Consider the following 24,510-nt stretch of genomic DNA (forward strand, 5'->3'; position numbering starts at 1 on the left):
GCACTTAGCCTTTAACTGCACCACCAGTTAAACCGGCAACAATATATTTTTGAGCTAATAAAAAGAATGCAATCGCTGGGGTAATGGTCACTGAGACATAAGCTAGGATTTTGTTCCAAGCGATACCATATTCACCACGATACTGCATGATACCCAGTGTCCATGGGTACATTTCATCACTATTTAATACCAACAATGGCAATAGATAATTATTCCAGCTGCCAACCAAAACAAACACGCCCACCGTCGCCAGTATTGGTGTTGACAATGGTAGGATCACATGCCAGTAAAATCGCATGTAACTGCAGCCATCCACTCGCGCCGCGTCGAATAACTCCTTAGGTAATTGTTCAAAGAAGGTCCTAAATAGTAAGATACTGAACCCTAACCCGAAGGCGACTTGAGGGATCACGATCCCCGGCAGGGTGTCTAGCAACTCTAGGTCACGGATCTTGAGGAACAAAGGTAAGATGGCGGCAGCAGCTGGGAACATCATCCCCATTAAAAAGTAGCTGTAGACATAGCGATAACCTGCAAATTTGATATGGGAAAACGTAAATGCGGTCATGGTCCCGACCAATAAGGTCAGCAATACGGATAACCCAGCGATAATCAAGGAATTTTTCATTAACCTCCAGATAGAACCATCAGCAAATATCGCTTGATAATGCTCAAACTCCCACTGGTGAGGAATACCAAAAGGGTTTGTTCTCAGCTCACCAAGACTTTTAAACCCGCCAAATAGAGTAGCGATCATAGGGAATAGTACAAACCCTGCGACAAGCATCAAGAATATAATCCTTAACCACTCTACTTTATTAATTTTCGTCATCGACATTGAGTTAACCTCGTTCTTTCTGGATCGTGTTTTGATAAGTGAAAGCAAAAATCACACAGGCTAGGAACAACACCACGCCCACCGCGCTACCGAATCCAACATTCATACGCGTAATGCCAAAGGTATATAAGTAAGTCACCAATGAATGACTTGAGTGTGAAGGCCCGCCACCCGTGAGTGGCATAATCAGATCAAATGTCTGTAGCGCACCAAGAATACTAAAAAATACCGATACCTTGATGCCTGACATAATCAAAGGGATCTTTACATGCCTAATCGTTTGCAAACGACTTGCACCGTCAAGCTTAGCCGCTTCAGTCAAATCCTTTGGCACTCCTTGAAGTGCTGCAATATAGATCATCATATGAAAACCAAAGTACTTCCAGACGATAACGACAAGTATGGCGGTAAACGCCCAGTCACGATCGGCCAGGATGTACCAAGGCTCCATACCTAGTGCCTCAGCCATCCCCGCCATGACACCGTAATCTCCATCAAATACAAAACGCCAAATCAGACCAGCTACCACTTCTGCCAAGATATACGGTAGGAAGAAAATCAATCTAAAAAAGCTATTGCTCCAGCTTTTCTTATAGATATTCAAAGCGACAACCAGCGCTAAAGGAAGCTGAATAACAAGAGAAACAACAATGATTTTCAGAGTGTTAATCGATGCTGTTTCAAACGCACTATGCTTAAACAGGCGAGTGTAATTATCGAAACCCACAAAATTACTTGGAACACCGTAACCATTCCATTTGAACACACTGTAATAGGCTGCCTCACCTAAAGGCAGGATCACAAAAATACTAAAAAGCAATAAGGCGGGTGGGAGAAAAATCAATAGTGATAATAATCTGTTACCATGGTTATGCTTACTGAGCCAAGTAGAAAAAGACCAACCTTTCTTTTTCTGCGGCAAGCTTGCTATCTGCTCGCTCATAATAACTCCATTTACTTAAATGAGGTGGAGGTAAGATCATTCCCCCCACCTTTACTTGAAATTTATTGTTATAAATCTTTATTGATTAACGCATTTCCCAGGCTTCTTGCACCTGCTCAGCGGCTTCCTTAGGCGTAAGGTCGCCAGTAACAATACCCACTGAGATGTCATTAACTACCCCACCAACATCCGCACCTAAAGCTTGGTCAAAGAACACCTGGTGCCAGCTCGCATTGGTAATATTTTGAGCTATTTGTTGTTTGAATGGATTTTGTAGCCCTTGGTCTGCACCCTTAGCGACCGGAATAATCTGATCAATCTCAGCAAGCTTGGTCTGGCTCTGTTCACTCAGGAAATACTCCATCCACTTCGCTGCCTCAGGTTTGGCTCCCTTGGCAAACGCAAACCCATTAATACCACCTAGAGTATCTGTTGCATTGCCTTGTGCATCATCAAGCGCAGGGAAGTTCAGCCATCCGAGGTCTTGATCCTCAACCCCTTTACCGGAAACAGACTGCTGTGCTTGGTAGTTATAATCCCAATCACCCATTAAGTGTAATGCCGCTTTGTGATCACCAAACAAACCCGCAGCCTCACCATAACCTGCAGCCATGAAGCCAGATTGGAAGGGGTCAAGAGCAGCTAGGCGCTGCAACTCTTCTCCCGCGCGGACAAAAGCCTCACTCTCAAATGCGTCGCCCTCATCACGCATTGCCGCCTCAAATCCCTGCTGGCCACCTGCGCGCATCACCAAATAACTCCAGTAGAAATGCATTGGCCACTTGTCCGCACCACCCACTGCAATTGGCGTAATACCTGCTTGTTTTAACTTTTCTACCGCTGCAAGAAAGTCATCCCAACTCTCAATTTCATCAGCGTTGACTCCCGCCTTGGCAAATAAAGCTTTGTTGTACCAAAAACCGACTTGGCTCACCATGTAAGGGACGCCGAGCTGCTGATCTTGATACTTAAAGGCATTCATGCCAGCATCTGATAGATTCACTTGCATTCCCTGTGAATACTCAGACATATCTTCCAACAGGCCTGCTTCAGCACGGACCTGAAAGTTACCACCGCCCCAACTGTAAAACACATCCGGGCGCTGGCGGGATTGAAGCAAGGTTGGTAGCTTGGCCTTGAACGCTTCGTTTTCTAAAAATTCAATTTTGACTTCGATGCCAGGGTTTGCTGCCTGAAAGTCCTGCGCAATCTCATTCCAAACTCCTAGAACATTAGAGTCAGTTTCGATATGTAACATGCGCACGGTCGTATCAGCAAAAGCGGCTGACGACATAATAAGTCCAGCACAAATCGATGCTGTAATATAATTAACTCTTTTATGACCTTTTAACATATATTGTTAGCTCCATTTAACCATGTGTGATTTTACTATTAAAAATAGTATGCATACCACGCCTTATAATTAATAAAAGGGGGAACAAATACATTGTTGTAATGTCTATCGAATTACGTCAAGTGGATAAATGTGACGCCCATAACAGCTCATTCACAGGCACGAAAAATCGAAAGCGTCATATGAAATATTGTAAATGATCTACCTATTTACTGCGCACTTTGTGTGAAAATAATACAAAACATTGTCATAATTACACGCTAAACAAATGCATCGATGTAATAAAAGTTACCTAATTTCATATAGTGCTTTATGTAAATTCACATCAGTGATAATTATCACTTTATTATCAAACCTCGCGTGATTTACATCACTCAAAACCGTTAACCAAGCGCTTTATATTGAAGTTATTGAAACTAACTCGTTTTCTGATCCCGATAATCAAATAAAAAGTGAAATGGAGTATTAATAATGAAAATTTCCGCAATTACTAAAGCCTTAGCAACAGTGGGCCTTGCTGTAATCTCATCCCCTGCGGTTTTGGCACAAGAAGCTACAACCGATTTTGAGTTCCACGGTTATGCAAGAGCTGGGGCCTTTTCTAGTGCCAGTAACGACTTTACTCAGGTGCCATACGCCGGGCAAAAGGAAACGCTAGGTCGATTGGGTCTTGAAGCTGATGACTTTTGGGAGCTCGCCTTCATGAATCGCTGGGACTGGTCAGAAAGTAATAAAAGTGTTCGCATTAATGCTCGCCTGGGACAAGATAATCCCAACGGCAATGGCAGTAACAGCTTTGCTAATATTGATGGCAAAGCGACGGGATTGATCGAGGCATTTGTTGAGTTCGATGGTGTTACCTCAACTGGCACATTATGGGGTGGCCAGCGTTACTATGGGCGAGATAATTATATTTTTATGACCGATTTTTTCTACACGGATTACTCTGGCACGGGGCTAGGTGTACAAAATTATGAAATGGCAAACGGTCAGTGGGACTTGGCATATATCGCAAGTAATCAATCAGAAACCACCAATGAAGATGCGACACTCAACGAGATGCTGCATGCGTTCCACCTGCGAGCTGACTATGGTCGTTGGCGCTTTGAACTGTTATCAAAATACATGGCAGACAATGTGAATGGTGATGATTACGCGACAACCGGTGCTGAATCCAACATTTCCTTCAGTCCTAAAAGCTTCTTTGGCCTTGGCGACGGTTTCTCTACTCTCGCTTGGCAGACGGGTAAGGGCTTAGGCTCTGGTAGCATGCTTGGTCGCACCTTTACTAACTACAATGCATTTAGTCCAGGGAGTTACGAGTTCAGTGGCAACAATCAAGGGGAAATGACTAAGGTCAAAGACAATGATCTCACTGTTCGCCTCCAAGCTTATGGTGGCCTGTTTGTTGGCGACTGGTTGTTCTTCCCAGCAGTAGGATATGAATTTAACGACTACGATGGTGCCAATGCCGCTCGTGATGATGAAAAGGAATACTCTTACTGGTATGCGATGGTTCGCCCTGTCTACACTATGCCTTCGGTTGATAATTTCGCGATTGCCTCTGAATTTGGCTACTCCGATAATTCGATAACCGATGATGCCACCTTCAAGGCAACAATTGCACCAACTTGGACAGTCGATACCGGCTTTGGCCCTGCACCTGAGGTTCGTCTACTAGCTACCTACATTAGTGGCCCAACAGGCGTGTCTGGTGGTAACCCCGAGAAAGATAGTGATATCATCGTCGGTGCACAAATTGATATGTGGTGGTAATCATCGCAACTAAACATTTTTAAGTCCTGAAATACCTACCCCCGGTTTGGGTGGAAGTTTGGCCTCGTCCATTGAGGCCTTTTTTCCACCTTGTTTTTAGCAAGTAGTATTAGCTGTAATTTTTTAAACCTATTTTTATCATTAGAAACCGTCATTTTTAATTAGAGGTAAGCGTTTATTTTTTATCCAGGTAATTATTAACACCTAACGACATTATCGTCGCAATTATAATCATTCATCCAATTTTAAATCGCACCATATCGGGATTGGTTTTACTCACATATTTTGCTCAAGTGGTTTTTCGCCTTTGACAGTTGTTCAGCTTATAAGTACCCCATAAGGCTTCTGATAAATCTATGAACTCTATAATCAAGCAAATCATCTTTACATTTTTATTATTTTTAACGCTAATCACATTAGTCTCGGTCACTGCATTTAACAACTCAAACTACCTAATTGAGGAACTAGAAGGTTCTGAAGCCGCGACCGTCAACCCATTGCGGTTTTTTTACAGCCTGAGTAATACTATTTTTACTAGTTCCAATTTGGCGCTAATGTATACACCCAGCAACTCTTTACGAGATACGCTTATCTCGTCGGACACGCAAACGAATGTCACTAAGCAAGAGATACAGGCCAGTGTTGATTTACTTAACCTAATGCTCAAAAAACAAGAGCTGTCTCATATCCTTGGGCTTCTCAGCAATGAGCACGAAATGCAGTTTTCTGCCATGCTGGGTGAATTTATCCCCAAAACCTCTGCACTTGTCACCGCAAAAGATCACAGCGCTGCTGCTGCTATAAAAGCTCACACAAGTGCTCTTGAATATGAACAGCAATCACAGCAAATCCATACAGAGCTCTCACGTTACGAAACTGAACGGCACTTAAAAGCACGTGATATTGAGTTTCTTCAATTTCACACTGAGTCAGCGGACCGACTGATCCATCGTATACTGCTGCAAAATACTACTGATGAAGCATGGATAATAAAGTCTAATTTAGACCGACATATTCGGTTTTTGCAACGCAAAGTCCAGCAACTCGAAGAGCGGGAACAAGATCTAGGTAAGAGACTCGATCACCTATTGCAACCCGTTTATTTCGCTGTTGAGGACGAAGGTGGGGTACTTTTACAACATATCGCTAAACTCGAATACCAAGATTTTGTTTACCAACAACTAAGCTACTTTTCTGAGAGCCACGCCTATTTGAGAACGGTCATTCTAGATATTGAAGCAATTGTGGTTGATTCAATCCGCGATTCTAATCGGTTATCCCTACAAGCTGCCTCGCGCGCATCAAATCACATCTTAGTTTTATTCACTATTAGCTTGGCTGTTGCAGCGTTTTTTAGTACTCATATAACACTCAAAATTAAACGCTCCATACACTCCCTTCTATCAGCGTTAGCTTTAATATCACAAAACAACCTCACTGGCGCACAACTCAAGGAGTCCGCTGATGAGTTTGGACAATTGGGTAAGCAAACCAATCTGGTGCAAAAAGCACTACAGCAAACTGTCTCCGCTATGCACGGTAGCGCCAATAACGTGAGCAACAAAACCCAAGCGCTCATTGACCAGGCAACAACGATGCTGCGGATCAGTGATGCGCAAGCACACAATGTCATTGATATGACCACTTCAATGGAGCAAATGACCAGTACCATCGATGAGGTTGCCAACATGGCCGCTAAGACCCAAGATATTGTGCTTAACACCACCCAAAGTGGTCATGAATGTCAAAAGTTATCGAGAGACAATATCAATTCAATCGCTGCATTAGAGCGTAAGCTGATAGACTGTAATAGCAAAATCGAGGTGTTGTTGGAGCAAAACAAGAACGTCACTTCAATTTTACAGGTTATCCGTGGTATATCAGACCAAACTAATTTACTTGCACTCAACGCTGCAATTGAAGCTGCCCGCGCTGGTGTACATGGTAAAGGCTTCGTAGTCGTGGCTAATGAAGTACGCTTGCTCGCCGAGCAAACTAGAGGGTCAACCAACAGTATTGAATCCACCATAGAGCAATTTAATCATGGGATCCTTCAGGTCGTGGACCAAGTACAAGAATGTGTTAAGACTGTCAAAGAGAACACCAGCGGCGCACAAGAAGTCTGCAAGACCTATGACACTCTGCTTAACGAAATCAATTTGATCCATGATATGAGCAGCCAAGTCAGCTGCGCTGCAGAAGAGCAAAGCATCGCCAGTCGCACTTTACTCGACAATATTCACTGTATCAATCAAGGAGCCTTGGAGATAACGGAGCTAAGCCAGACATCCAAACAGCACTGTGAGGACTTGAAAAACCTAGCATGGAAAAATCTGCATAGTGTTGAAAAATTCACCCTCTGATCGGTTTAAACAGGATTCATTGTCTGGGTTTTGTGGTCAGTGGAGTGAAATGTATCCGCTATATCAATAAAGAGACGCTGTTCAACGGCAACCTTTTTTCTAAGCTCGTAAGGCTCAAGGCTCAAACCACGCGCGATTCGAGCCTTCGGGACATCACTGCCCACCAAGTAAATCATTTTTAACCAACCACGCCTTGGTTACTTGGTCTTGATCCGCGCCCTCACGACATATTTGATAATCGAGCTCGGCAATAATCTCATTTGAAAAACGCAGCGCATCCAGCCGCTCTATTTGCTGCGAGTTAAACAGGGATTTTTTGTCGTCTCTCAACAACAAAACGGCACGATCAACGATACCGAGTAGCCCTTTCGGGTCCTCTAATTCGCGGATCTTATAAGCATGGTGAAGAAACTGCGGCTTCCATAACGGCACGATCACCCACTCGTGATTGGTAGCTGCACTCTCAAACGCGCTAAAACAGTCGTCCTCACTACCAGTAAAAAACTCATAACCTGCGTCGCTCAATCCATAGTCTTTCATCATTTGGATAGAAAAACGCGTGATCCCTGCACCCGGGTTAATGCCCTGAATTTTGCTGTTCATCCGGGCGACTACATCGGGCTTGGTTAAGTCGGCTACGCTGGCGATACTCTCTTGCGGCACGTAATCTGGCACGCCCCAAAGCGCATAAGGCTCATAGTGCAAGCCCAACTCAATCAGCGGCACCACTTCCTCAACATCCGCTTTATAAACACCGTGACTCGACGGTAACCAGGCCGACGATAGCATGTCGATTTCACCAGACTTTAGCTTAGCAAAGTTCTCCTGATGGGGGGAGAACACCCTTTTCACCATAAAGCCCATATCGGTTAAGACATTGGCCACTAGCGATGCGGTAGTGCGATGGAAAGATAAGTCGGTAACGCCGAGTGTGATTGTCTGTGCCATTTTGTGCTTCCTTAAAGTTAACTAGGGAGAAAACACCCCCAGAATAGTGCAGTAATCGCTAATCAAACACAGTGGGACAATTGATTTAATCTCAAATCAATTTTGATAACAAAGAGACAGCCGCCACCACCAAGCCGTATCAATAACAAGGACAACGCAATTCATCGCATTGCCCGATTATCGTCCATATTAGTCAATTCTTTAACCACAACAAGCTCGAGAATAAGCCTCTACCACCTCTTGGATCTTATCTATCACCAAGGCTTTAGGGTTAGGCTCAATCAGCCCCTCACTCACCCTTTGGTACTGATTAGGCATAAACTGGCTGAGCATCGACAATGGAATCGGATGCTTTTTAAGGTTGGCGAGCATTACGTCCAGCGCGTGTTGAATACGCGGCTCCGTCCAATAGTAACGAATCCGGTCAGAAAAACTGTAATGCAGGTTATTTACGATTGATGAGTGCTTATTGCCGTAGTAAGACTTCCAGTATTTCGGCTCATCCAACAACACCTGATCGACCACCTTCTTGAACTGACTGGCCTCCTCAGCGGGTACGATTTCCTCTTCCATCTCAGCCAGGGCAAACAGGGCTTCACGATGAGCAAAGGTTAGCGCTGGGCCCACCTTGAGAATGGCAAAGTGGCTTTCCACCAGCTCTCTTAGATGTGCCTGAGTCTGGTAGTCGGTCGAGTGCGCCTCATACACCCAAGGAGTCTGCTCAATAAATGTTGAGATTTCCTGCGCCTTTGCCTTATCAAACCGGATCACTTGGCTGTGGTCAAACTCAACCCCAGGCTGCACCACAATCGCGATCACTTTATCTAGCGCATCACCGATACCCATCGCCTCAAAAGCGGTGGTGTGAGTATCGATGGTGACCTGAATATCCTCAAGCTTACTGACGTGCACTGTGTTTATCTCGCAACTCTCCCCGCCCGGTACGGGGACCTCGGTGCCTATCACATAAGTAAGCTGCGCTTTCACCTCATCCTCGGCATACTGCTCAGCTACCTGACACATTGCCGCCGAACGTTTGGCAATGATCATCGGCGGCAAAGGGCTGACATCATCAGCACAAGACATGGAGGCATCCAAATGGATTTTAGTGAATCCTGCTTCTACATAGGCGCGGATCAGCTCAAGGGATTTGGCCATCGCCTGCTCAGCTGGCTCATCTTGCCAACAGTTTGGACCTAAATGATCGCCGCCAAATATCAACCGTTGCAAAGGAAAGCCGATATTCTCAGCTATCGTTTTTACATAACGAACAAAATCAGCTGGCTTCATCCCAGTGTAGCCACCAAATTGGTTGACTTGATTGGACGTCGCTTCAATTAACACCTGTTTATCGGTGTCTAGTTCATACCTCATTACCGCTTCAATCACTAAGGGATGGGCAGAGCATACTGAGTAGATCCCCAACTTCTGATTCGCCCACTTGTGCTGTTCAACAAACTGTTTCATTCCTTTGCCTCCAGTGTGAGTCCCCACCACATCAGGTAAAGACTTTGCGATCCAATACAAAAACCATACAACAAAAACCACCGAAAGTCTTCGAATAATTACGAATGGATAAACAAAAGAAAATATACGTAACAAAACGAATTACGATAGAGATGGAAATTGGGGAAATGCGCAATCTCACAACAATAATGATCTGCACTCGCCAGTCGCAGGCTGATGAGTGTTACGTCTTAACAGACGCTCATTAGAAATGATGCTGAATGGTAATAGTTATAATGAAATCAACTAGTCGAAAGCGCCCTCTAGGGGATAGAGAGCGTAAAACTGCAGGTGGGCTAGCAAAAGAAACGAACGACGGAAAGAGATAGTCTAGTTTACTCGCTGCGCGTACTACGCTACGACAATCACCTCTAGTCCCTTGTCTTCAAATTGTCGCTTGGTTTCTTTGGGAATGTCTTTATCAATGACGAGGGTATCAATCTGACCGATATCAAGGACCTTGTTAAAGCCAATCCGCCCAAGCTTGGACGAATCCACCACGGCGATCACTCGCTGCACACAAGCTGCCATGATACCGGTAATCGCATAGCCCTCATTAAACGTCGTGATGCCCTTATCCGCATCAATACCATCAGCCCCCACAAACAGTACGTCAGCTTGGACGCCTTTAAGGCATTGCTCGGCTTGATAACCATGCAAAGACTTGGTTTTCGCGCGGTACGTCCCGCCTACGATCACTAGCGTGGTATCTTGCGCTTCAGCCAGTTCGGTGGTTGCAACCAAATTATTGGTGATCACTGTATACCCGCCCTCTTTAGCCAGAGCTTTTGCAACCAAATGTGTGGTGCTGCCGCTATCGATGATAATCGAGTCACCCTTACGCACCAGGCTTGCAGCGACACTCGCAATGCGTTCTTTTGAGTCTGGATTGACCTTGTAGCGGTTATCAATTTGTACCTCAGCATCGCTCTCGCTGAGCGGCAGTGACTCAATGGACTGAGCGCCACCAAAGAAACGCTTCAGCTTACCCTGCTGTTCAAGGGCCTTTAAATCTCCCCGAAGCGTCACTTCAGAGGTTTCGAACATGATAGAAAGGTCTTTTACCGCGACTTGCCCCTCAGCTTGCAACAACTCTAGGATTTTTTCTCGACGCTTAAGCGGATTCATAGTTCCCTCTCATCCCAACTTCGAAAGATAAATATCAACAACATTGCGAAATCTATCACAGTTTCGAAAGCTTCCGCAATGTGTTGTTCTATTTCTCAGCGGTTATTTGGTGATCACTCCATCCAAATCCCACAGGTCTTGCCAGCCGCTTGAGCCCTCCCATAAGAACACTTGGCCTTTGATCAGGCGATTATTGGCATCTATCGCGGCAATGGCGATCATTTCTTCTTCAGTCAGAGGATTTTCAGTCACACTCTTCAGGTTAGAGGTGTACTGCTCTTCGTGGATTGAAAAAGGAATCGGAATATGACCACGCTGTACCGCCCATTTAATACACACGATAGCCGGGTGTACCCCCAGACGCTCCGCAGCCGCAACGATGACCGGATTTTCGATATCCACTAAGTCATCGGCTGTCATGTCACGCTCAGGGCGAGTTGGAGAGCCAATAGGACAAAAGCCAACAGGGACAATATTGTTATTTACCATGTAGTCATAAAGGTCTTGTTGCTGGAATAACGGATGGCACTCCATTTCGTTGACCGCCGGTTTAATCTTGGCGTCACGCAATAGCAGCTCCATCTTGGCGATGGTCATGTTGGACGTGCCTATCGCCTTGACCAGACCCATGTCGACCAGTTGCTCCATTTGGCGCCAAGTCGCCATAAACTTCTCGTGAATATAAGGTGTTGCATCCGGGCTGCGTGAGTCAACATCACAGCCAATCGGGTGAAAATTCGGGAATGGCCAATGGATCAAATACAGGTCGAGGTAATCGAGCTGCAGATCTTGCAGTGTTTTTTTACAGGCGTTAATCACATCATCGTGCTGATCATTCCACACTTTGGAATTGATAAATAACTCCTCACGCTCGATGCCAAAATCCGCCATCGCTTGCGTGATCACCTGACCAATCTGATCCTCATTGCCATAGATAGAGGCGCAATCAATAAAGCGATAGCCCGCCTTAATGCCACCATACACGGCGCTCGAAACCTGCTCTGGGCCAAAGCGATCAGAGCCAAAAGTGCCTAAGCCTACGGCTGGCATCACTTGTCCGGTATAGAGTGTTTTGGTGGGTACTTTGCTGATATCAACAGTTGGCTGATAGGAATATGCTACGGTCATTTTCTCTTCTCCAGGCTCAATGAAACGGCTAAATAAAAACGTCACTTTGGTCTTTTTTGCCCTAAAAGCACATCAAGCAACGCCTATCACAATTTAAGCTAATGGCGTAACACCCTTCTTCAAAATGATGTTGCCATACTTTCGAGTGGTTCCGGTTACCACTATACACTTTGCACTCTTGGCTCTTTCATAGAAAGCAAATCGGTCAACGAATGAGATCTCGCTACCCGGCGGCAACTTTGCGCTGTACTCGTCAATAAGACCCGGGGGATGGACATCATCTCCCACGGTTTGCATCATTACGACGTTATCCACCACATACTGGTCCAGTTCTATCAACGGCATCACCGCCTCAACCAGGGCCGACACCTCACACCCTCTCGCCTGCAATACATAGTCACCACACGAGTAGGCCGGAAAATGAATATCCGAAAACACGATTTCATCGCCGTGGCCCATCTTGGCTAGGGTGTACAAGAGCTCCGGTTCAATAATCAGATTAATGTTCTTAAGCATGCTTTTCTCCTTATATTCGGCCAGCACTTCCACACAGGTCGATCTTGCTGCGGATCACTTGTGCCATCGCATTCTTAGCCTCAATATTGTAAATCCGCGGATCATTGACACTTGGGTCGTCAGCAAACACTTGCTTTAAGGTATCGGCGTAAGCGATCTTAAGCTCAGTTGCCACGTTAACCTTACAAATACCCAGCGAAACGCAGCGAACCACATCCTCACCCGGCACCCCTGACGCGCCATGCAATACTAACGGCACTGAGACCCGGCGCGCGATATCACCCAAGCGTCCGAAGTCCAATTTGGGCGTGCTTTTATACAAGCCATGCGCGGTTCCTATCGCAATCGCGAGCGAGTCTACCCCAGTGCGCTCAACAAATTCAGCAGCTTGATTTGGATTGGTATAAGGCTCTTCCACCGACTCAACCACCAAGTCATCCTCCTGCCCCACAAGCTGTCCTAACTCCGCTTCCACGCTGGCACCAAAGCGGTGACAAAACTCAACCACGCGGCGGGTTAAGGCAATATTGTCCGCAAATGGCGAGTGTGAGCCGTCTATCATCGCTGAACGGATGCCGGCTTTGACCTTATACTCAATATCGTCAAACGAGGTATGGTGGTCCAGATGCAGTGCCACCTGCATACCTCTATCCAATGCGGCTGCCTCTACCAGTGCCACCAGCTCTGGCGTTCCCGCGTATTGATAAGTCGAGGGAGTCCCAGCAAGAATAACCGGAGAGCTCATCTCCTTTGCCGTATCGAGCACGCAGTGGACCGATTCTAGGTTGTGAATATTGAACGCAGGCACTGCGTATCCGTGCTTTTGCGCATGCTCAAGTAAATATTTGGTATGGATAAGAGTCATTTTTCTAGCTCCATTTAAGCAGGATCTTGCCTTCGGGGCTGGTGCCATCAAGTGCGGTGACACGCTCAACGAACGCCTGGGGTGGGTAAACACCATCAAGTAGTGATTCAGTATCGATCTGGTTGTTGGCGAACAGCTGTTTAGCGATCTGCCACTCTTCGCCGGGATAAGGAGCTGAATAGTTCATCCAACTGCCAAATAAGTTGATTTCCTTGCGCAGGATCTGGCCAAACTCTTGGTGAGAAAGCGTCAGGTCTTGATGAAGGGTGCCTATCAGTGCAATAGTGGCACGCGGCGCGGCGATGTTGAGGCACTGCCGAACTGAGGCTGGACTGCCAGCTGTCTCAAGGATCAACTGTGATTTGGCTTGGTCAGTGTGTTGGCTTATCGCTTGAGCAAGGTTTTCATCGGTGGCATTGAAGCCCGCATCAGCTCCGAGGCTAACTGCCTTATCGAGCTTTTGCTGGCTAATATCTATCGCGGTCACCGATGATGCCCCTAGCGCTTTAGCGGCTTGTATCGCAAGCAAGCCAATGGTGCCAACGCCAACCACGATCACCTCTTTGCCCGCCACACCACCGGCCATCAAGATCGGATGGAGACTCACGGTCAACGGCTCAAAGAAGGCCCCTTCAATGAGCGAAACCTCTTGGTCCAACACAAAACAACATTGTTGAGGCAGCTTCACCAATTCGGCATTGCCTCCCGGCTGTCGCGAGCCAATAAAGCTGTAGTCCTGGCATAAGCTATAATAACCATTTTGACAGTGGCGGCACTTACCGCAAGGTACTAAAGGTGCGCAGGCAACCCGGTCGCCAACCTTGACCTTAGTCACTCGTTCTCCAACATCCACTACCTCACCAGCGAACTCATGCCCAAGCACGATAGGATAAAAGTGGGCGCCATGATGAAAAATTCTGGGCAGATCAGAGCCGCAAAGACCCGAGACGTGCACCTTCACAATTACCGAGTCTGCATCAACTGCGGGTGCTGAACTTTGCCCAACTTCAAGTTTCCTATTCGATTTAACCGTAATACTGAGCATAACATTACCTTTGTTAACCAAATTTAATTTCAAAAACTTATTATTAACTTTCGTTTACTTATCACTTTACGTAGAATGGTATTAAAACATCAATCGAAACTTTCACATTACGTTTTTTATTGCTTGTAAGTTTGCTTTAGATCACAAATCGTAAACAATTGAAGGGGCAAGGCATGTATATTGGTATTGATTGCGGAACACAGGGCACCAAGGCTATCGTTTGGGATGAAGGAAGAGTGATCGGACAAGGGTTTACTCCACACAAAACCCAAGCCGCTCAAATCGGTCAGCGAGAGCAGAGTCCCCACAGCTGGTTTGACGCGCTGTGTACATCGGTCAACTTAGCATTCAAAGGCCAAGAGCGACTAAAAGATGCTGTCAAAGGCATCGGCGTATCCGGTCAACAACATGGTTTGGTTGTTATCGATCATCAACAACAGGTGATCAGAGATGCCATGCTGTGGTGTGATACCCGCCCACATCAAGCTCTGAAGGAGTTTGCTGACTCTCGTGCCAGTCACTTCGTCGATGATATTGGTATTCAGATACCGGTCGCTTTTACAATCGCCAAGCTATTGTGGATCAAGCGGTACGAGCCTGAGACCTTCGCCAGGATCCACCGCATCATGTTGCCTCACGAGTTTTTAAATTGGTCACTCACCAGACGTTATGCCGTTGAGCCGGGTGATGCCTCCGGAACGGGATGGTTTGATACTCGCTCGAAGTCGTTGAGTGAAACATTGCTAGCTGAGCTAGGTATTGCTCACACGTTTGAGCGCCCGGATGTACTCGCCTCAGAAGAGGTTGTCGGAACACTAACGCCACAGGCTGCAAAGCGACTTGGCCTCAAGCAACAAGTGATTGTCTCAAGCGGCGGCGGCGATAACATGATGGCCGCGATTGGCACCGGTAACGTTGACCAAGGGCAACTGACCATCAGCCTTGGCACATCTGGCACCCTATTTTCCCATTGCCATCAACAAGTTGACAGTTATCACCACCCTGACCTTAATGCGTTCTGCTCATCATCCAATGGCTACCTTCCCTTAGCCAGCACCATGAATGTCACCACAGCCAACAACCAGATTTTGAGCTTAACCAACTCAAGCCTACATGAGTTCGATACTATGTTAAGCTCAAGTCCAATCGGTGCGAATGGCTTAAGCACACTGCCTTTCTTCGATGGTGCACGCCTACCCAATGTCCCCAATGCAACGGGCGCCGTGCTAGGGATCACCAGCAACAACCTTTCCCCCGCTAACCTACTCAGAGCCACCATCGAGGGCGTCACCTTTAACTTACAACGCGGCGCAAGAACCCTCAAAGACGCCGGCGTCAACTTCGATCGCGCCTGCATCATCGGCGGCGGCGCCAACAGCAGCGTCTGGCGACAATTAATCTCCGACGTCCTCAACATCCCACTCTGGACCCCCAACAGCACCGAAGCCGCCGCCACCGGCGCCGCCATCCAAGCCATGTGGGCACACGAAAGCCAGTTCTCCCCCTGCAATCTCACCACCCTCTGCCAAGAATACATCAGTAGCAACCAGTCCAACTCCGTAACCCCCATTCCCACCAACGTACAACAATACGATTCAATCACGACTAACTACCACCAAACCGTAGACAAACACATGACCCAATTCAGGTAATCCCCATCAAAGCGCGCGCGAAAGATCTCGTCTCTTGCTTCTCGAATCTCGCCTCTGATTTCAGCGCGCTATGCCCCTCGCTCCCCGAAGGGCATCGCCCGTCCCCGCTCCTCGCCCCTTTTTTTCGCTTTTAGCGCAAGTTCACAAACAGAACAAAAAACACCCAATAATGTGATCGACAGCTTAAAATCGAAAGACTTCGTTATATTTCGAAAGTTTTCGAGTGTAACATTTCTTTACTGACTTTCATCGCCACAAACGATTAGCAAGGGACGGTTATGACGAATCCAATTCTGACCATGAGTGGAATATCAAAAGCTTTTACCGGTGTGCAGGCCCTGCAAGATGTTCAGTTTCAGCTTAGAAAGGGCGAAGTCCATGCCTTGATGGGTGAAAACGGTGCGGGTAAATCGACCCTGATGAAGGTATTGATTGGCGTTTACCCTGCAGATGAAGGACATATCCAATATAAAGGCAACAACATAGCGTTTAACTCGGTGCTTGAGGCTCAAGAAGCCGGAATCTCAATGATCTTTCAGGAATTAAACCTTATTCCTCACCTTTCTGTCGCGGAAAATATCTTCTTCGCTCGAGAGCCCTTAAAACACGGCCTGATCGATTATCGGACCATGCGACGTGAGGCGAAAAAACTGCTTGAGATGTTCGATATTGATGTCGAGCCCACTGATATCGTCAACACCCTGTCTGTGGCCAAACAGCAGATGGTGGAAATTGCCAAATCCCTAAGCTTTGATGTCGAAATTCTCATTATGGATGAGCCAACATCTGCACTGACCGATAAAGAGATCGAGGCTCTGTTTAAGCTAGTCAACAAACTGAAAGCCCAAGGTGTGGCGATCGTCTACATCTCTCACCGCATGGATGAGCTAAGGCGCATCTGCGACCACATCACCATCTTTCGCGATGGCCAATACGTGTCTAACCACAAATTTGCCGATATCTCCATGGATGACATCATCGCACGCATGGTAGGCAGAACGCTTGACAATCACTTCCCTGAGAAAAAGGCCGTGATTCAAGATGACCTAATTTTTTCAGTGATGAACGTGGCGCGCGAGGATGTGTTTCAGCCACTCAACTTCGACTTGAGGAAAGGGGAAATTCTCGCCATCACTGGACTAGTTGGAGCCAAACGTACCGAGCTGGCAAGGGCGCTGTTTGGCGCGGATAAACTAACCCAGGGTGAGCTGTTTATTCACGGGGAGCGCCAAGTGATCCGCAGCCCATCCGATGCAATCAAAGCTGGGGTCGCGTATTTATCTGAGGATCGCAAGCTCAATGGTGTCGCGGTCAAGATGTCGATCCGTGAGAACACCACTATGGCATCAATGGACAAGGTCAGTTCCAAACTTGGCGTTATCTCCGCTCAATCTGAGCAACAAGCCGCAGAAACCTATGTGCGCAAGATGGAGATAAAAACCCCGACTATCGAGCAGTTGGTCAGCAACCTCTCTGGTGGCAACCAGCAAAAGGTGGTGATCGGCAAATGGCTATTCCGCGGTGCCAAGGTGATGATTTTTGACGAGCCAACAAGAGGCATCGATGTTGGGGCTAAGTATGCCATCTATGAGCTCTTAGACGAGCTTGCTGCACAAGGAATTGGTGTGATTATGATTTCTTCTGAGCTTCCAGAGGTACTGGGCATGTCAGATCGCGTCATTGTCATGCAGGAGGGTGTGATGACGGCAGAGCTTATCACCACACAAACCAACCAAGAAGAAATTATGCAATACGCGACTGGAGTGAAAAATATGTACCCACAGTACGAGGAGGCAATGTCATGAATGACAAACACAAGGAAGTCCTGCAAAAACTGGCGTCATTGGGCGGGTTGTTCGCGCTGATCATCGCCTTCTCAGTCACCAGTCCGTATTTCTTTAGCATGGATAATATGATGACGGTCGGGCTACAGACATCCACCATCACCATCATTGGTATCGGCGTGATGCTCACCATCCTGACCGGCGGGATAGACTTATCCTTGGGCTCAGTGATGGCGCTTGCAGGTGTCACTGCTGCGATGTCGGTTAACGCGGGCGTACCCGTACCCTTTGGCATGCTGATTGGTGTCATGACGGGTGCCGCGTGCGGACTGTTTAATGGTCTATGTGTATCTAAGCTGCGCCTGCCCCCCTTTATCGCTACCTTGGGCATGATGATGATTGCGCGTGGTATCGCGCTGTATATCACCAATGCCGCCCCGGTCTCTGGAATGCCTGAGTCTTTCTCCTACCTCGGTAACGGCGCGCTATTTCGCATGGTAGAGATTGGCGATAACGGCTTTCCAATCGTCAAATTTGCTGGCATTCCCTACCCTGTGATTGTCATGCTACTCGTTGTTGCAGCCTTCTCCTTCCTGCTAACCAAAATGCGCCTTGGCCGCTACCTGTATGCGATTGGCTCAAATGAAGAAGCCGCGCGCCTATCGGGCATCAACACTGAGAAAGTCAAAACTGCGGCGTATGTGGCATCAGGTTTTCTCGCCGGTCTTGCTGGCGTGATCATCGCTAGCCGATTAGTCACGGCGCAGCCCAATGGCTCAGTGGCAGCTGAGCTCGATGCCATCGCCTCCGCCGTGGTCGGCGGCACCTCACTGATGGGCGGCGTTGGCACCGTCTCTGGCGCGGTGATCGGCTCGTTTATCATCGGTGTGCTGCGCAACGGGCTAAACATGAATGGTGTCAGCTTCTTTGTGCAACAAATTGTCATCGGCGGCGTGATCATCGCCACTGTTGCTTACGATCAATACCGAATGCACCAAACCAAGAAAGTCAAAAAAACAACTCGTACCCCGAATACCAAAAAGGATGTGAACGATATGAAAGTGAATAAGATTGCTTCTGTTGCTGTGATGGGTCTTGTCTTTGCGTTTTCGAGCGCGGCTTTTGATGCTCAAGCGGCACAAAAGGAGATTGCTGTGGTGGTTAAAACAGAAAACTCCAACTTCTGGCAGAACGTTAAAGGCGGCGCAGTCGACGCGTCTAAAACGCTGCCCGATTACAAGGTCACCTTCCAGGGCCCTGCTGCCGAGACCGCGGTTGATGAGCAAGTTAATATGATCCAAAACGCGCTTAACCGTGGTGTCGCAGGTCTGGTAGTTGCGCCAACCGACCCGAACGCTCTCGTCCCTGCACTGAAAAAAGCGTGGGAAAAAGGTGTACCGGTTGCGCTGATTGACTCTTCACTCAACGATGATGATAAATACCACCAAGCTTTCCTATCCACCGATAACCGCGCAGCAGGCAAACTTGCCGCAGAGCAGATGATCAAATCACTCGATGGTAAAAAAGGTAAAGTGGCCATGATGAGCTTTACCGCAGGCTCGGGCAGCGCTATGGAGCGCGACGGTGGCTTTAAAGAGACCATCGAAGCGGCAGGTTATGAGGTCATTGGTCCTTACTACTCAAACGCAGATATGGTCACCGCACTCAACCAAACCGTTGACGTATTGGCTTCGAACACTGATTTGGTTGGCATCTTCGGCTCGAACGAACCTACCGCTGTTGGTATGGCGCGCGCCATCAAGCAGCGCGGCTACACGGGTAAACTGGTCGCTGTCGCCTTCGACGGTAACCAAGATATCCAGCAGTTTATCCGCGATGGTGTGCTTGATGGCGCTGTGGTTCAGTCTTCTTACGGTATGGGTAACATGGGCGTAGAAGCGGTGTCTGAGATCCTTAAGGGCAAAAAAGTGGCTTCTTACATTGATACTGGTGTCGTCTACGTGACGAGCGACAACATTGATTCTGATAAGGCCAAAGCAGTTCTTTACTAAAACTATGTAAACCTAAAAAAGAGACAGCCACCTAAAGAACTTTGGTGGCTGTCTCTTTCTATTTGAAAGATATTTCCTCAAAAGTTTTGAATGCAAACTTTTTCTTATTGAGATTGTAGAAGCTATGATCTGGATTGTTCTCAACAACCATTTCACTATTTTCAAACTTAAATAACCTACTGTGAACTTCATTATTACTCTTTAATTGCAAAGTAGAAAATTTAAGATTGTGCTTGGAGCAAATGCTTTCTAATCTTGGATTCATCTCTTTAAAAAGTACTCCAGGCACTTCATTGAACTTAACCATAGAAACAAATTCAATTTCCGCATTCTCTGCAATAGTATTAAGATTTAGCAACTGCCTTAACAAATTATCCATTTCATACTCCTTTCCACGAATGTAAGAGTCTTGAATCAATAACTTATTTGCCTTCATACCAACCGCTCTTGGGAAAATATCTCTAATACCTCGAACCTCTCCAACTTTAAAGTCATATTTTCTAATGCTCATACTTTCTAGTTGCTTATTCCTTATCACAAGCTCTTCATACTTATTGTTTAGCCTTTCAATTTCAGCCTCACTTTCCTCTTTTATTAATGAGGTTTTTTTCTCTATAATTCCAGTATATTTTTCCTTTAACAACTGCTTATTAGCTGCTACTCTTTTAGCCGTTTCCTTGTCATTCTTCTTCATTAAGGATAAGGTTTCCTGTTTCAACAGCTCATTATACCTTTCCTTTAATAACAAATTATCGGCGGCCATCCTTTGAGCAACTTCGCTCTCAAAGCTATTGTAGCGATCCTCTTCTAATTGCTTTCTCTCTTTCTCTTCTAGAACTTCTTGTGATATCAACTTCATACCAGAGTAAAGACAAATAGGAATTGTCTTTCTATATGCGGTATTTTGCAGATCAAAAACAAACCATGCGCCAGTGGCTATCCACAAAATAGGACCTAAAATTTGCAGGCCTGGAAACTTTTTAGCCAACTGATAAGCAAAAAAACGAATAGCAGTCTGCCCTGCGATTAGCACAATCGCTTTCTTAACTATAGAGGAAACAAGATTAACAACCAGCTCTTCACCAAGCTCTTCAATCATAGTCTCAATAATATCAGAGTCATTTTTTTCAATTAGATGAATAACTTCTGAGATATCATTGTAGTTTATATTTACAGCATTTAAAGTCTTTTCTAACTCTTCTGGCTTGGTGTCAACAAGCTCTTTTCTTACAAGCTCTTTTACAAGTCGTTTTAGTTTATCTTCTTTGCTCAAGTGTTTATTAATATTAAAACCAAACTTTTTGATAATATCGTCTATCATCTCTTCAGTTTCAATGTAAGCGCTTTTCCCTATCATTTTCCGGAAAACACTCGCAATATTTGAAGATGCAAAATAAAGAGTTTGCTCTTCTAATAAAGCAATTGACTCTTCTCTACTCTCATTCTTTGCGATAAGCTCATTTCGCTTCTTATCATTAAAAAACGAGAAATTGCTATCCAGCTGACTAGAAATATATACTAAATCTTCATTTCCTAACTTATCAAAAACATCCTTCATATTATAGCCTCTTAATGCAAAAGTAGAGCTAGCTAAGCATCCATCTCTATATTATTTATTGTTACATCTATTAAATCGCAGCAAAATAAATCAATAAATAGCAACTTCAATTGTAATTATTGATACTTTATCCCAATCTTTAGCAAACCCAAAAAGATGACACAGCCCAAAAGCACCCTGACAACGTGTTACAAGTTTCTAGTGAACATACATTCCCATCGTGAAAGAGCTTTTCCTGTGCTTTGCTACATTCTCGTAGCAAGTTTCAGCAGAACAAAATAGTATCATTAAATCAAAAATCAGTGTGCCTATTTTGGCAGTTAAAACAGCTAATTAGCCAGTTAATATGAAGGTTTTGACGATTTTTAAGGATCTGTACATCCATTTCACAAAACAGGTGCTGTCAGTTTCAACATCGTGGTGATACTAGTAGGAGGGTCACTTTTGGTTAGTCGACTTTCCTTCAATGTTTTAAATTCTGGACTGGATGTTTTTACCCTACCTAAAAGAACGCTTTAGAAGGCGAATCAAATAACACACACTCACGGCAGGTTATACTCTCGTAACGAAAAGTGACTTGGTCGCACTTGAAGTCCTGTCCTCAATTTAACGATTCCAAGCAATAAGACAAAAATGTCAATTGACCTTCGCTATAGTCTCATTCGGCGCTCAATGGACTCGAGCGTCGGGGCACGATTCACATCGTGAGCGTTAAAATGACAAGCTTGGAAGGTCACAACATGAGTGTTCAACTCTCAACTTTGGCGGGGTCACTATGGCTAACCGTACTTTCAACACATTTGTTGGCAGCAACATCCTCAGAGCGACTTACAGCTTCAAACAGCCTTTCACCGTTTACGCCACCTGAGATCTTATATTACGGCGCTAACATTGGCCTATTTCCAGCACAAGTTCGCCACTGGATAATAACCGAGGGTTTTCCTGTAGAAAAAATGGAGCAGCCCTGGGCGCTTGAGCCAAACCTCAAGGCATGGTGGAGCGGTGATGGTAACCAGGTCCTGTTTCAAGCAAGCTATACCATTGACTCCAAGAAAGAGACAGCCACTAACCGAGCGTTAGTGGCTGTTTTTTATAAAGCAAAGCACAGAACCGCAAACAACCGAATGTTATCCGCTGTGAGGGCATGTCGTATTAGAAAAGACCCACAGTCTCAGACTGGCTCCACTCTTGGCATTAAAGGCGGCTTCAACCATACTGTCGTTGCCAGCAATACAGCTGAGACTCGGTAAGATCACTCTTCTATTTCATCGTCCTTGATACTGTTGTAAGTTTCTTCCCAGACTGGGGTTAACTGGTCAGCGACACTGCTGCTGTCACCCCCCTCACCGTCGTCTCCCCATGTGACGACACTGCCGTCAGATTTCAACGCGGCAAAGGCTCTATGGGTGGAAAATACCTCGACCACACCTCCCTCAAGCTGGTCTGCGACACTGCTGCTGTCACCACCATAATCACCTATTCCCCATGAAACTAGGCTGCCGTCAGCTTTCAGCGCAGCAAAGGCAGCATAGGTGGAAAACACCTTGGCCACTCCCCCTTCAAGCTGGTCAGCGACGCTGCTGCTGTCACCACCAGCATTTTCACGTCCCCATGTGACAAGACTACCGTCGGATTTCAACGCAGCAAAGGCACTATCGGTGGAAAATACCTCGACCACATCCCCCTCAAGCTGGTCAGCGACGCTGCTGCTGTTACCACCGTTAGTACTACTTCCCCACGTGACGAGGCTACCGTCGGCTTTCCGTGCGGCAAAAGCACTTGTGGTAGAAAAGACCTCGACCACATTCCCTTTGAGCTGGTCAGCGACGCTACTGCTGTCACCACCAGCAGTGCTGGATCCCCATGTGACGAGGCTACCGTCGGATTTCACCGCAGCAAAGGCATAATAGTTAGAAAACACCTTGACTACTCCCCCTTGAAGCTGGTCAGCAACATCACTGCTATCACCACCGTTAACTTGACTTCCCCATGTAACGAGGCTGCCATCGGATTTCAACGCCGCAAAGGCATAATTGGTAGAAAATACCTCGACCACATCCCCTTTAAGCTGATCAGCGACATCGCCGCTACTGCCAGAGCCCCATCCCACGACGCTACCGTCGGATTTCAGCGCAGCAAAGCCTTCATTTACGGAAAATACCTCGACCACGCCACTCTCAAGTTGATCAGCGACGCTACTACTATCCCCACCAAAAGGACCACGCCCCCATGTAACAAGGCTACCGTCGAGTTTCAGCGCGGCCAAGGCATATTGATTGGAAAACCCCTTGACGACTCCCCCTTCAAGCTGGTCGGCAACGCTGTTGCTGTTACCACCGTGATAACTATCTCCCCATGTAACCACGCTGCCGTCGGATTTCAACGCGGCAAAGGCATAATGGTTAGAAAACACCTCGACCACATCTCCTTCGAGCTGGTCAGCGACACTGCTACTGTCACCACCCTTATCGTCGTCTCCCCATGAGACGACACTGCCATTAGTTTTGACTGCCGCAAAAGCAGTGTGTCCAGGATAAACAGTGTTAACCATCAAAGGGGTATTTTCCACGTAGGCGCTATCGCTAATTCCATCATTATTACCCGTCGCTTTTAAGCGAATCACTTTACCGTAATCATCTTGGTTTAGCGTGTATTGAGCATCCGTTGATAACAACTCATCCTCGATAAACCACTGGTAGTTTATGTTGCTACAATTTTGGCAGGCGACGTAGCCGTCCAAAGTACCATTAACCTTATACTCGCCCTCGATGGCAATCGCGGTAATTTGTGGTGCGACTGGTGGTGTGCACTCTTCTGGCGAATTACAACCGGCTAAAAGCGCAGTGATAGTCAACGTGACCAATTTCAATTTCATCGATAAATCCTGTGTGTCAGTTACAGCCCAACCATCGGCTGCTATTTCACTGGATTCAAACGACTAGGATTTCATTGAACTTAAATGACTAACATTTCAAACTTAGCCGGTTGATTGGGCCTAATGCACTGTGAAGATGGATAAATATCATAATTTACTCTGGAGTTAATAACGCATGATGGGTGAATATAGTGTTAACAACTGAAGGCAATGGGTAAG

General features: G+C 46.4%; 18 protein-coding genes. 6 read left to right on the top strand and 12 right to left on the bottom strand.

Annotation, left to right across the window (positions count from 1 at the left end):
• Window positions 1-4 precede the first annotated feature (4 nt).
• The 3 genes from ACSTTG_RS06730 to ACSTTG_RS06740 form a co-directional block, all read right to left on the bottom strand.
• A complete protein-coding gene (locus ACSTTG_RS06730) occupies window positions 5-838 on the bottom strand; it encodes a carbohydrate ABC transporter permease (RefSeq protein ID WP_438474207.1) in 834 nt (277 codons plus the stop codon).
• A gap of 4 nt (window positions 839-842) precedes the next feature.
• Entirely contained in the window at window positions 843-1,781 is a 939-nt protein-coding gene (locus ACSTTG_RS06735) for a carbohydrate ABC transporter permease (protein WP_438474208.1), read from the bottom strand.
• An 85-nt stretch (window positions 1,782-1,866) separates the two neighbouring features.
• Window positions 1,867-3,075 (bottom strand): ABC transporter substrate-binding protein, encoded by a 1,209-nt coding sequence (locus ACSTTG_RS06740; RefSeq protein ID WP_438474209.1) that lies wholly within the window; start codon window positions 3,073-3,075, stop codon window positions 1,867-1,869.
• A 531-nt stretch (window positions 3,076-3,606) separates the two neighbouring features.
• Between ACSTTG_RS06740 and ACSTTG_RS06745 the strand changes: the two genes are divergently transcribed.
• On the top strand, window positions 3,607-4,911 hold the full coding sequence (locus tag ACSTTG_RS06745; RefSeq protein ID WP_438474210.1) for a carbohydrate porin: 1,305 nt from the start codon (window positions 3,607-3,609) through the stop codon (window positions 4,909-4,911).
• Window positions 4,912-5,465: 554 nt separating this feature from the next.
• Window positions 5,466-7,274 (top strand): methyl-accepting chemotaxis protein, encoded by a 1,809-nt coding sequence (locus tag ACSTTG_RS06750; protein ID WP_438474211.1) that lies wholly within the window; start codon window positions 5,466-5,468, stop codon window positions 7,272-7,274.
• A 153-nt stretch (window positions 7,275-7,427) separates the two neighbouring features.
• On the opposite strand, the gene ACSTTG_RS06755 is transcribed toward ACSTTG_RS06750, so the two are convergent.
• From ACSTTG_RS06755 to ACSTTG_RS06785, 7 genes are all read right to left on the bottom strand, one after another.
• Entirely contained in the window at window positions 7,428-8,222 is a 795-nt protein-coding gene (locus ACSTTG_RS06755) for a glycine betaine ABC transporter substrate-binding protein (protein WP_438474212.1), read from the bottom strand.
• Between the two features lie 201 nt (window positions 8,223-8,423).
• A complete protein-coding gene (gene gatZ, locus ACSTTG_RS06760; RefSeq protein ID WP_438474213.1) occupies window positions 8,424-9,689 on the bottom strand; it encodes a tagatose-bisphosphate aldolase subunit GatZ in 1,266 nt (421 codons plus the stop codon).
• A gap of 390 nt (window positions 9,690-10,079) precedes the next feature.
• Window positions 10,080-10,856 (bottom strand): DeoR/GlpR family DNA-binding transcription regulator, encoded by a 777-nt coding sequence (locus ACSTTG_RS06765; RefSeq protein ID WP_438458015.1) that lies wholly within the window; start codon window positions 10,854-10,856, stop codon window positions 10,080-10,082.
• 102 nt (window positions 10,857-10,958) lie between these two features.
• Window positions 10,959-11,984: an aldo/keto reductase gene (locus ACSTTG_RS06770; protein ID WP_438474214.1), complete on the bottom strand. Its 1,026-nt coding sequence runs from the start codon at window positions 11,982-11,984 to the stop codon at window positions 10,959-10,961.
• A 93-nt stretch (window positions 11,985-12,077) separates the two neighbouring features.
• Complete coding sequence (gene fucU / locus ACSTTG_RS06775; RefSeq protein ID WP_438474215.1) at window positions 12,078-12,500, bottom strand: L-fucose mutarotase; 423 nt, start codon at window positions 12,498-12,500, stop codon at window positions 12,078-12,080.
• Between the two features lie 10 nt (window positions 12,501-12,510).
• A complete protein-coding gene (gene gatY, locus ACSTTG_RS06780; RefSeq protein ID WP_438474216.1) occupies window positions 12,511-13,365 on the bottom strand; it encodes a tagatose-bisphosphate aldolase subunit GatY in 855 nt (284 codons plus the stop codon).
• A gap of 4 nt (window positions 13,366-13,369) precedes the next feature.
• Window positions 13,370-14,410, bottom strand: coding sequence for an alcohol dehydrogenase catalytic domain-containing protein (locus tag ACSTTG_RS06785; protein WP_438474217.1), 1,041 nt, complete (start codon window positions 14,408-14,410; stop codon window positions 13,370-13,372).
• A 173-nt stretch (window positions 14,411-14,583) separates the two neighbouring features.
• Here ACSTTG_RS06785 and xylB point away from each other — a divergent pair, with 173 nt between their 5' ends.
• From xylB to ACSTTG_RS06800, 3 genes are all read left to right on the top strand, one after another.
• Complete coding sequence (xylB, locus tag ACSTTG_RS06790) at window positions 14,584-16,062, top strand: xylulokinase (protein ID WP_438474218.1); 1,479 nt, start codon at window positions 14,584-14,586, stop codon at window positions 16,060-16,062.
• Window positions 16,063-16,340: 278 nt separating this feature from the next.
• Window positions 16,341-17,867, top strand: a complete 1,527-nt coding sequence (locus ACSTTG_RS06795; RefSeq protein WP_438474219.1) for a sugar ABC transporter ATP-binding protein — start codon at window positions 16,341-16,343, stop codon at window positions 17,865-17,867.
• On the top strand, window positions 17,864-19,858 hold the full coding sequence (locus ACSTTG_RS06800; RefSeq protein ID WP_438474220.1) for a substrate-binding domain-containing protein: 1,995 nt from the start codon (window positions 17,864-17,866) through the stop codon (window positions 19,856-19,858). Before ACSTTG_RS06795 ends, ACSTTG_RS06800 begins: the two co-directional genes overlap by 4 nt.
• A gap of 58 nt (window positions 19,859-19,916) precedes the next feature.
• On the opposite strand, the gene ACSTTG_RS06805 is transcribed toward ACSTTG_RS06800, so the two are convergent.
• On the bottom strand, window positions 19,917-21,416 hold the full coding sequence (locus ACSTTG_RS06805; protein WP_438474221.1) for a hypothetical protein: 1,500 nt from the start codon (window positions 21,414-21,416) through the stop codon (window positions 19,917-19,919).
• Between the two features lie 740 nt (window positions 21,417-22,156).
• On the opposite strand from ACSTTG_RS06805, the gene ACSTTG_RS06810 reads away from it, so the two are divergent.
• Window positions 22,157-22,666 carry a hypothetical protein gene (locus tag ACSTTG_RS06810; protein WP_438474222.1) on the top strand — a complete coding sequence of 170 codons (510 nt, stop codon included), beginning with the start codon at window positions 22,157-22,159 and terminating at the stop codon, window positions 22,664-22,666.
• Between the two features lie 2 nt (window positions 22,667-22,668).
• Here ACSTTG_RS06810 and ACSTTG_RS06815 read toward each other — a convergent pair whose 3' ends face one another.
• On the bottom strand, window positions 22,669-24,291 hold the full coding sequence (locus ACSTTG_RS06815) for an RCC1 domain-containing protein (protein WP_438474223.1): 1,623 nt from the start codon (window positions 24,289-24,291) through the stop codon (window positions 22,669-22,671).
• Window positions 24,292-24,510 lie beyond the last annotated feature (219 nt).

This window comes from Vibrio glycogenivorans (assembly GCF_051660965.1).
Lineage (GTDB): Bacteria > Pseudomonadota > Gammaproteobacteria > Enterobacterales > Vibrionaceae > Vibrio.

Bases quoted from the DNA above. Each gene is read 5' to 3' on its own strand.
- ACSTTG_RS06730 (WP_438474207.1), bottom strand. From the start codon at position 838: ATGTCGATGACGAAAATTAATAAAGTAGAGTGGTTAAGGATTATATTC.
- ACSTTG_RS06735 (WP_438474208.1), bottom strand. From the start codon at position 1,781: ATGAGCGAGCAGATAGCAAGCTTGCCGCAGAAAAAGAAAGGTTGGTCT.
- ACSTTG_RS06740 (WP_438474209.1), bottom strand. From the start codon at position 3,075: ATGTCGTCAGCCGCTTTTGCTGATACGACCGTGCGCATGTTACATATC.
- ACSTTG_RS06745 (WP_438474210.1), top strand. From the start codon at position 3,607: ATGAAAATTTCCGCAATTACTAAAGCCTTAGCAACAGTGGGCCTTGCT.
- ACSTTG_RS06750 (WP_438474211.1), top strand. From the start codon at position 5,466: ATGTATACACCCAGCAACTCTTTACGAGATACGCTTATCTCGTCGGAC.
- ACSTTG_RS06755 (WP_438474212.1), bottom strand. From the start codon at position 8,222: ATGGCACAGACAATCACACTCGGCGTTACCGACTTATCTTTCCATCGC.
- gatZ (WP_438474213.1), bottom strand. From the start codon at position 9,689: ATGAAACAGTTTGTTGAACAGCACAAGTGGGCGAATCAGAAGTTGGGG.
- ACSTTG_RS06765 (WP_438458015.1), bottom strand. From the start codon at position 10,856: ATGAATCCGCTTAAGCGTCGAGAAAAAATCCTAGAGTTGTTGCAAGCT.
- ACSTTG_RS06770 (WP_438474214.1), bottom strand. From the start codon at position 11,984: ATGACCGTAGCATATTCCTATCAGCCAACTGTTGATATCAGCAAAGTA.
- fucU (WP_438474215.1), bottom strand. From the start codon at position 12,500: ATGCTTAAGAACATTAATCTGATTATTGAACCGGAGCTCTTGTACACC.
- gatY (WP_438474216.1), bottom strand. From the start codon at position 13,365: ATGACTCTTATCCATACCAAATATTTACTTGAGCATGCGCAAAAGCAC.
- ACSTTG_RS06785 (WP_438474217.1), bottom strand. From the start codon at position 14,410: ATGCTCAGTATTACGGTTAAATCGAATAGGAAACTTGAAGTTGGGCAA.
- xylB (WP_438474218.1), top strand. From the start codon at position 14,584: ATGTATATTGGTATTGATTGCGGAACACAGGGCACCAAGGCTATCGTT.
- ACSTTG_RS06795 (WP_438474219.1), top strand. From the start codon at position 16,341: ATGACGAATCCAATTCTGACCATGAGTGGAATATCAAAAGCTTTTACC.
- ACSTTG_RS06800 (WP_438474220.1), top strand. From the start codon at position 17,864: ATGAATGACAAACACAAGGAAGTCCTGCAAAAACTGGCGTCATTGGGC.
- ACSTTG_RS06805 (WP_438474221.1), bottom strand. From the start codon at position 21,416: ATGAAGGATGTTTTTGATAAGTTAGGAAATGAAGATTTAGTATATATT.
- ACSTTG_RS06810 (WP_438474222.1), top strand. From the start codon at position 22,157: ATGAGTGTTCAACTCTCAACTTTGGCGGGGTCACTATGGCTAACCGTA.
- ACSTTG_RS06815 (WP_438474223.1), bottom strand. From the start codon at position 24,291: ATGAAATTGAAATTGGTCACGTTGACTATCACTGCGCTTTTAGCCGGT.